General features: G+C 59.4%; 9 protein-coding genes and 1 pseudogene. 2 read left to right on the forward strand and 8 right to left on the reverse strand.

Annotated features, from left to right (window positions below; all coding sequences use genetic code 11):
- The 6 genes and pseudogenes from Q2941_RS49285 to istA all read right to left on the reverse strand — a co-directional run.
- Positions 1-1,169: IS5 family transposase (locus Q2941_RS49285; RefSeq protein ID WP_458197198.1), on the reverse strand; the 1,169-nt coding region annotated here is incomplete at its 3' end.
- Between the two features lie 822 nt (positions 1,170-1,991).
- Entirely contained in the window at positions 1,992-2,120 is a 129-nt protein-coding gene (locus Q2941_RS49290) for a hypothetical protein (protein ID WP_458197199.1), read from the reverse strand.
- Positions 2,121-2,649: 529 nt separating this feature from the next.
- Positions 2,650-4,050 carry an aldehyde dehydrogenase family protein gene (locus Q2941_RS49295; RefSeq protein WP_458197200.1) on the reverse strand — a complete coding sequence of 467 codons (1,401 nt, stop codon included), beginning with the start codon at positions 4,048-4,050 and terminating at the stop codon, positions 2,650-2,652.
- Positions 4,051-4,212: 162 nt separating this feature from the next.
- Positions 4,213-4,521: a zinc-binding dehydrogenase gene (locus tag Q2941_RS49300; protein WP_458197205.1), complete on the reverse strand. Its 309-nt coding sequence runs from the start codon at positions 4,519-4,521 to the stop codon at positions 4,213-4,215.
- A 112-nt stretch (positions 4,522-4,633) separates the two neighbouring features.
- On the reverse strand, positions 4,634-4,933 hold the full coding sequence (locus tag Q2941_RS49305) for a hypothetical protein (RefSeq protein ID WP_458197201.1): 300 nt from the start codon (positions 4,931-4,933) through the stop codon (positions 4,634-4,636).
- Positions 4,933-6,145 (reverse strand): annotated as a pseudogene (istA, locus tag Q2941_RS49310) (IS21 family transposase). The gene Q2941_RS49305 and the pseudogene istA overlap by 1 nt, the downstream one beginning before the upstream one ends.
- A 585-nt stretch (positions 6,146-6,730) precedes the next feature.
- Here istA and Q2941_RS49315 point away from each other — a divergent pair.
- Together Q2941_RS49315 and Q2941_RS49320 are read left to right on the forward strand one after the other, a co-directional pair.
- A complete protein-coding gene (locus Q2941_RS49315) occupies positions 6,731-6,940 on the forward strand; it encodes a hypothetical protein (RefSeq protein ID WP_458197202.1) in 210 nt (69 codons plus the stop codon).
- A 50-nt stretch (positions 6,941-6,990) separates the two neighbouring features.
- Complete coding sequence (locus Q2941_RS49320; RefSeq protein WP_458197203.1) at positions 6,991-7,143, forward strand: hypothetical protein; 153 nt, start codon at positions 6,991-6,993, stop codon at positions 7,141-7,143.
- A 180-nt stretch (positions 7,144-7,323) separates the two neighbouring features.
- On the opposite strand, the gene Q2941_RS49325 is transcribed toward Q2941_RS49320, so the two are convergent.
- Both Q2941_RS49325 and Q2941_RS49330 read right to left on the reverse strand, forming a co-directional pair.
- Positions 7,324-8,352: an amidohydrolase family protein gene (locus tag Q2941_RS49325; RefSeq protein WP_458197204.1), complete on the reverse strand. Its 1,029-nt coding sequence runs from the start codon at positions 8,350-8,352 to the stop codon at positions 7,324-7,326.
- A 214-nt stretch (positions 8,353-8,566) separates the two neighbouring features.
- Positions 8,567-8,632, reverse strand: coding sequence for an FAD-linked oxidase C-terminal domain-containing protein (locus Q2941_RS49330; RefSeq protein WP_458197206.1), 66 nt, complete (start codon positions 8,630-8,632; stop codon positions 8,567-8,569).
- Positions 8,633-8,635 lie beyond the last annotated feature (3 nt).

Genomic DNA, 8,635 nt, shown 5'->3' on the forward strand with positions numbered 1-8,635 from the left:
CTCCCTGCGTCACGAGCCCGGCGAAGCCCTCTCATCCTGGTCGACGCTCCACTTCCACCCTGTTCGCCGCGCGGCACGCCACGCTTCTGGCCGGAGACGAAGACGCGGCGTGGGTTCTCCGTTTTGTGGCCGCGATAGCCCTTGTCGACATAGGCGCGCTCGATTGCACAGCCGGTGAGCTTCTCGGTACCGTTGATGACGTCGCCGAGCGTGTGCCCGTCGTAGGGATTGCCCGGCAGCGCCCTGGCATGAAGCACAAACTGACCGCCGGGCGGCCTGCCGTTGGTGGTAACGATCGAAGCCTTGACGCCGAACTCATAAGGCGCCGCGGCCTTGCCCTTGCCGATGCACTCGACCTCGGGCGCATGGAAGGAATAGAGCTTGTATCCGCGCTGGCGCTGCTCCTGGGAACGGATCTGCGCGGCGCGCGAAAGCGGCTGCTCGAAAGCAGCCTCGAGCTCGCCCTGGCCAGCGATCTTGCGGCGGATGTCACGGATGAGGCGTCCGAGCCGGGTTCGCAACAGGCCCAGCTGCCGCCGATGACGCTTGAACTGTTTGGCGTGGGCATAGCGTCCGGCCATCATCGCCGCCCGCTTGGCGATGCGCAGATACGATTGCCGCAGCCGCACGCCGTGCGCGCGGGCCAGCCGATTGAGGCCCCTGATCGCCGCATGGACGAGCTTGGCGTCGGTCGGGAAGGTGACGGCCTTGGGCTGAACGGTGGTATCCACCGTCACCCGCTTGAGATCGCGCGTCCGCAACGCGCCGGTCTCGTGCGCCACCCTCAGGCTCTCGGCCAGCAACAGCTCCAGCTTGTCGCCGAGCCGCTTGCGCCAATGGTTCAGATCGGAGCGCTCGTGCGGGAACTCGTGCTGGAAGAACTCAAAGCCGGTGAAGTGCTGGAAATACGGGTCATAGACCCAGCGCTCACAGACCTCCTCGTCGGACAGGCCGTAGATGTGCTTGAGCAACAGCAGCCCGATGACGAAACGGCTTGCGATCCCCGGCCGCCCCTTCGCGCTGTAGAGCGGCGCGATCTCGCGATCGATCCAATCCCAGTGGATCTTGCCGCCAAGCTGCACCAACTCGTGCTTCAGGTTGATGATCTGATCCAGCCTGGCGCGAAACAGATCGCCTTCCTCCGTCGTCTCCGGCTTCTTCGGTCGCATCGCTCGCCTCCGCTGCGACCACGGAATCACGGCTGGCGATTCGAAGGAATCGTGAAAATGAAATTGCAGCCTTTCCGGCCTCCCGGCCCCAAAAGCTTGCAATCCCAAACCCGCAGTGGTGCCAAAAACCGACTCTCACTCAACGGCTTGGGCACTTTTTCACGGACGACTAAGTCCCCGCGATCGAAAGCTGGATTATGGCATTTGCTTCGCAGGCCCACTTTCCTGTGAACCATGGAGCGGTGGCAACTTTCGCTGTCTGTTGATTGCCTTCGATCGACCGAGATTGTGAGTCCAGAATTCACGGTGATCCGCAAACAAAGCCGCGTAGTGTCGACGCTCGCTCATTCTTGCAGAAACCGGGGTCGTTTGTGCGCTTACATGAGCGCTCAACCGAGTTGGCCCGATTCCTGGTCCTACGCGACTTGCGTGCGCAGCACGGTGCCCGCCGCGGGTTCTTCTCGATGAAGCTGGTCGCATTCGGGATTTTGAAGGAATGCGAGAACCCGCGTCCGACTGGTTAGTCGCGCCTCCTTCGGCAAAGGCACGACCAGCTGGACGGCTGCGCGTGCGGTCATGAGGAAGTCGCCGTCGCCTGTCAGGCAAACCACCGGCATACCGGCCGACCGGACCACCAGAGAACGACCGCAAACAAAAAAGGCCCGCCGCCGCTGGACGGTATCTCGTCCATGCGCGCACCGACCAGCAGAAGCAGATCGGCCTGCCGGATGCAATCCTCCAGCTTCGGCTCGTCGCACACATCGCCGGCGTAGTTGGGCGAGCGGTTTTCGAATAGGTCCTGGCGACGGAATGAGCACGCCACTAGTCTAGCAGGTCGTACTTCGCCGCGAACTGTCCGATGTCGTGGCAGGCCTGCGTGGTCCAGCCGCTGCCGCCCAACATCATCAGCAGTCGCTGCGCCTGCGCGAGTAACGCCGCGTCGCGTTGCATGTCCTCCGGATAGGGATGCGGTTGCGGCACCTGAGCATGCCGTCTTCGACGGCCACGATGTCCGACAGCATGTCCTCGGGCAGCGCGAGCACCACGGGGCCGCGCCGGCTCGACATTGCGGTGTGATAGGCGCGACTGACGAATTCCGAGATGCGGTGGGCGTCGTCGATCTGGCCAACCTACTTGGTCATCGACCCGAACATGCGGCGGTAGTCGATCACCTGGAATGCCTCGCGGTCGCTGACACCGCGCGCCACCTAGAGCGAAGCACGAGCAGATGCTTCGATCATTTTGCGGAGATCGCTGTCAGCAGCTACGAATTCGGGCAAATAGCGAATGCTTTGCGAGTTCGAAAATTCACGTCACAGGTTCGAGGCCGTGGCCTGAGGGCACCGCTTGCGATCATTCAGCCAGTCATAGCGTTAGTTCGGCGCAACTTTACGAGGCAAGCTGGGATTCGCACGGCCGCTGTTTTTTGGGACGATTTGAACCAATCATGGATCTGTCGCGATCACGCGAAACTGCCTGTTCAGGGTACGCTCATCACCTGGATCTGTGTGTACTCCGCTAGCCCTTCTTCACCGAGCTCCACTCCGATGCCTGACTGCTTGAGGCCACCATAGGGCGTATCGGGCGCCCCGTCGTTATGCGTATTAATCCAGATACTGCCCGCCTCCATGCGGCTCGCAATTTCTCTAGCTTTAGCAACGTTGGACGACCAGATCGAAGCTCCAAGTGCGTACTCGGAATTATTGGCACGCACTATGGCGTCATCAAGATCTACGTATTTGATGACAGGTAGGATCGGGCCGAACTGCTCCTCGTCAACCAAACGTGTTCCATCCGTGATATCTCGGACAATCGTGGGCGCGATGAAATAGCCGGGTCGCTCGAGCGGTCTTCCGCCAGCAATTACATTGCCATCCTCGTACGCACTCTTTATGTATCCCTTTATCTTTTCGAATTGCGTCTTGTTCTGCACGGGCCCGAGCTGGGCGCCCGGTCTCATGCCGTCGTCCACAACAGTGTGGTTGGCGATGCGGGCGAGTTCGTCGCACATTTCATCATAGATTGATTGATGAACGTACAGCCGCTTGATCGCCAGACAGATCTGACCGCTGTTGCCGAAGGCTCGATCAAATAGTGTTTGCGCGATTGCTTTTGGATCGGCGTCTGCGAGCACAATTGCCGCATCGTTGCCGCCTAGCTCGAGCGTGAGACGTTTGATGGTGGAGGATGCGCTGGCCATGACCTTCTTGCCCGTCTCCGTCGATCCCGTAAATGAGACCTTGCGGACATCCGGATGTGCAGTCAGCACATGGCCGAGGTTATTCGCATCGGTCACCACATTCACTACACCTGCAGGCAAAATATCCTTGATCAATGCGGCGAAGCGCAGCGTTGACAACGGTGTGGTCGGCGCAGGCTTCACAACAATTGTGTTGCCGGCGAGGAGTGCAGGCGGGACCTTAACGCCTACAATAGAGAGCGGGAAATTCCACGTTATGATCGCGGCCACTACACCGAGCGGTCGCCGCAGCAATTGGACGTCAGACCCCTCTGCTTGGCCAATGCGCTTAGCCGGAAGGTTCAGGTTCGCGAAGTAGCGGAAGAAGTCGGACATGCATCTAACTTCACTTTTCGCATTCTCAAGCGGCTTGCCCTGCTCGGATGTCAACACACAGGCAAGTTCATTGGAATTAATTTCGATTACTTCTGCGACCTTGATCAACAATGCCCCGCGCTCTTCAAGAGGGGTACGCGACCAAGCGGGAAACGCCTCTTTCGCCGCAGCCACGGCCTCGTCAAACTGCTCAGCGCTTGCACGCGGGCACAATGCGACAATCTCTTCGGTCGCCGGGTTGAGAACGGGCAATTTCTGTTCACCGGGAACAAGTTTGCCATTAATTAGCATTTGATACTGTGACATCTCACTCTTCCTCTTCGCCGCTTTAGTCGCGAAGCGATTGATCGGGCGAATGTACCAATGGCTTGGCTGACGATCATGGCGCGCCGTCATCTTACGGACTTTAGTCGAAGGTCACGATACTGCGCATAATCGTGCTGGCCTTCATATTCTCGAAGCCTTGATTTATCTTAGATAATCCGATCTTGGCGCTGACCCAATGGTTGAGAGATTAATGATTGGAACGTCTGTGCGAAACCGATTGGACCGCATCAGCGAGCTACGGCTTTCCGCAAGGAAATCGTAGCCCCGTAGTGACAACGTCGCTTCGGGCGGCATCATTGCTCCAACAATCGTCGCAGTCCCGGCGATATGCGAGCAGTTGAAGGTCTCCTCGCCCGTCTCCGTTAGACCCAACATTTCGAACGAATACTGCACGCCGCCACCTTTCAACTCCCTAACCGCCTCAACGAGATCGCCTTCGAGCGGATTGATGACGTCGGTAGCCTGATCGGGTCGGCGTCAATCGCAGACCTTGTTCCCTCTCAGATTCAGGCGCCCCCGCATTCATGCGCTCAGTCCTGCTGGAGTTCATAAGGCCGGCTGCCTAAAGGAGTCCAACAAATGAAGAGCTAGCGCCGTGCGGGCTACTAAAGCGCGCAAAAATCGGCGAAGCATTGAAGAAATACTGCGCAAACAGGGCGATTTTGTTGAAAATCGCCGACAACTTGGCCATCTGGACCGCCATTTTGACGCGCATCGTGAGTTCTTCAGTCAGCAAGGCTTCGACGGCGCCGACTTCGCCGCGTTCGATACCGCGCAGGGTGGCATCAAGGATTTCCAGTGCGCGCGGCATCTTCAGGGCGACGAGACTGGTCTTGATACGCTCGACGGAGGACGCACTCATCACACGACCTCCTGGGCTGCCAGGCGGCGGCCGACGGCTGCATAGAAGTTCGGCGAACGACGAACGGCGTGGTCACCCGTGCGCGTGAGGGTGATTGGTTCTGCGTTACCTGGACGGCGTCGGCCGCAGCTGGCGAGCTTGCGATGCCGGATCGAGCCGCTTCTGGCCTCGCTCTTCGAGCAGAGCATCGCTTGCCACCAGAGCGCCGCCCTCGAAGATGCGGATTTCGTCGGCGAGAACATGGACCTCGAAGATCCGCCGGCGCGTGATAGAGATTGCCGCCGACGCTCACCATGCCTTCATGCGAGGCCCGTCGCTCCAGACGCAACACCGCCCGATACGGCGCACTCGGCAATGCATGCAGTGACGCCTTTTCCCCGGCGAAAGCCTCGTTGACGACCGGTGCGTCGTGGCGTGCATCCGAGGATTGGCGACCGTGGCGGAGCTGACCGTTGAGGTCGTCAAGATTGCGGAAGACGCCGAGGAAGAAGTCCTCGCGGATGTATCGGAACGGCCGCTCGGCCTTGCCCTTGGTCTTGGCCCGATAGGGCCGGCAGGCGCGGCTGGAAGCAAAAAAAAGGCGAGCCAGATCGACCAATGCACGATTGACGACCACGAGCCCCTCGGCGTCCTCGCCGAGGACCGCGGTCTTCATCCGGTCGTAGAGGATCTCGCGCGGAACGCTGCCGATCGCCTCCAGAGCGGCGATTTGATAGCAAAGGACTGCTTGCAGATCTTGATGGACAACGAAGCGCACCCAGATCAGCCGCGAGCAGACGAGCACCATCGAGAACAGACAGACGATGCGCTTGCCCCCTGGCTCGTCGACGAACTCGACCTTGAACCTGGCGAAGTCGACTTGCGCCTGCTCACCCGCTGGCGTTTCAAGCGCACTTCGAAGTCCGCCGGAAGGTCGCAGCTCGCGTACGCGATCGCGGACGATGCTGTAGCCGTCGACGAAGCCGCGTTCCTTGAGCTCACGCCACAGCCGCACGGCGGTAAGGCCCGGATAGGCGGCCAGCATTCGCTCAATTAGGTTTCGAAGTGATCCGACGGGCTTGGTGGCTTTTTGTAGACTGGCGGCTCCAAGCCATTGGCGATGTAGGCCCTGACTGTCTTTCGGTCGATACCAAGTTGCCGGGCGATCGCACTGACCGACAGACCTTGGCGATGCAAATCCCGGATCATGACAAGTTCCCCAAGCTTGATCACCGCGCCCTCCCTTCCGCCTGCAGGAGGAGCGTCGGCGATTTGGCGCGCCGGCCGACCGTTAAGGCATGCCCTGGACGGTCGGCCGTCACAAAAACTGGAGAATTTTCAAATGCCAAAAGTGGGGAGAATTACTCCGCCACTCACACCGGTGCCCCATCGTTCTTTTTGGCCATCTCGTACGCAGCGCGCAGCGTCTCCATCTTGCAAACGTGGACGTACAGTCCCCAAGAACGCCAGGACGGTTCAGCCTTCGCTTTGACGTATAGTCTCCGCCTCAGGTCTGCAAATCGATGGACGCCTTTGTCATCTCGTCCTTGCCTTCCTTATGTTGGAGACATCGCAAATGGCAGGGCCCCTTCGCTCCACGGACATTACTCCGCTTCGTCGCTACTACGGACCCGGCCGCCACCTTCTCGTCTTCGGCCGCCTTCCCGGTGTCGCCGGTTATACGGCCTACCTTGAGCTCCGGCGATTTCTCCCCGGGACGAGGAAGGCTTCTCGAGTTGCTCGGCATGTCCTTGTCACCGTGCCATCGCTTTCACCCCGCCGAGATGAACAGTCGTGTCGGTCAGTACTCGACTGCTCATGCTGCCTTCGCCCTCCAGTTGCGGGCTCGGCCATGGCGGCACGCCGGAGTTCGCCGCGAATTTCGGCGTCGCGCTGCGCCACCTCGACATCAGTAATGTTCTTTCCACCGCACGACATCGGTTTGCGCCGGTCCGTGGCCGCAAGCCGAATGCCGACGTCGATGCGCGGCCGTGGTGCCAGGGATTCCATACAGCCATGCGGAGCTGAGACTATCGGCCTGAGCGCCGCTGCTCGACATCAGCAGCATACACCACGGCTTGCTCCTGCCCATCCTGCTGCATTGCGTCGACAATCAAGGCCGTCCACTGCTTGGACCACCAAAGAAGGGCCGCGATACTGAGGAATTCCTGCGCAACGCCGACATTCCGGACGTCGTCGAGGCCATGCGCCAGTACTGGATGCCGACCTGATACGCTCGCGCGCGCTGATCACTGCAGACGTGGGAGGTCATACCGTTACTCTTGATCTCGCTGTTGCGGTAGGCATTGAACTGGCGCTTTCCCTGAAGCTGGGGTAGCGCAATCGGGAACGCGGATACAGCCCGCTCTCCCCTTAGGACGTTTGATGTTACCAAAAACGCCGAACCTAAGTCAGTCTAGCTGATAAAATCTACGCGCACTTCTTTTGAAAAGCCACGCTTTCTCCTCACCGCTAGCGCCGGCGGCGATCAGCTTGAATGCGTTCCACAAAGTCTTGTAGTCGCAAGTCGCGCCATCAACCGGGAAATTGCTCTCAAACATTGATCTGCAGGGTCCGAACGCTTCAATGCAGGTCTCGACATATGGCCGCCACGCGACAGCCAATTCCCGAGATCCTGCCTTTGGGTCACGACACCAAAATCCAAAGCCGCCGTGCACCATTCCAAGACCGCCGAGCTTGACATAGACATTCTCGCGCTGGGCCAAGTCATCGATCGCCGATTTCCACGCAGCAAAAACCTCATCACGCTTACCAGCATAAGAACCGATTCCGAGTGGCATCCCGGCGTGGCCGAGAACAATCCGAACATCTGGAAATGCGTCGGCGAGCTCCGTCACTTCCCCGATCTGCGTGTGGTATTCAAGAGCGTCAAAACAGAGGCCGAGCTCGCGGAGCTTGACAAAGCCTTCGCGGAATTTCGGCATGCTGTACAGGCCGGCGGGCGGTCGCCAGCCGTGCATGCGACGGATGTCGGGGTCTGGATCAAATTGGCCGCCAAAACGAATGCCCTTGAACCGACCGTTTCCTGCTCGGATATGGGCTTCCAAGACGTCCGCCACCGACGCGCCGGCCGCTAGATCTGCGCGGCCCACAATCCCTTCGCACACAAGAACAGGGCCATACCGGCCGCTGGCCGCCATCGCCGCCATTCCGCCGGCGAACTCGGTCTCTCCCACGCACCTGAGAGGTTCCGGTCCATGGCCACGGTAGAAAGCTCCGGCTTCGACATAGACCGTGCTTTCCACTCGGTGACCGCTGGAGATATCGGCGAGTAGTTCGGCCAGCAAATAGTGTGTCGGCCCTTGCGAATGTGGCCACGAAAGCTGCGGAAAATCCCAGAGGTGGTGATGTGGATCACACATTGCTAGTTCAGGCTCTATGATCGATTCAACGCGCGCGCAGGATTCTTCATCGGTCATTATCGCTAGCTCCTTATGTGGCTTTCTAGAAGATGCGTCGGTACCAACTCAGCACGGCTCGACTGCCGAGAACACTGACCAGCGGCCCGGTTAAAGATCACCGGTCCCAGATCCATGAACAGCCGCGGCTCGCTAGACCATCACCATAACTACGATCCGCGATCCTGACCGCAGTGCGGGTGTTGAAACTCTCTCATAGGAATAATTGCCTCGCTTACGGAAGCACCTTCCCCGGGTTTAAGATGTTGTTCGGGTCGAGGGCCTCCTTTATGCGCTCCATCAG

This window comes from Bradyrhizobium sp. UFLA05-153 (assembly GCF_054185185.1).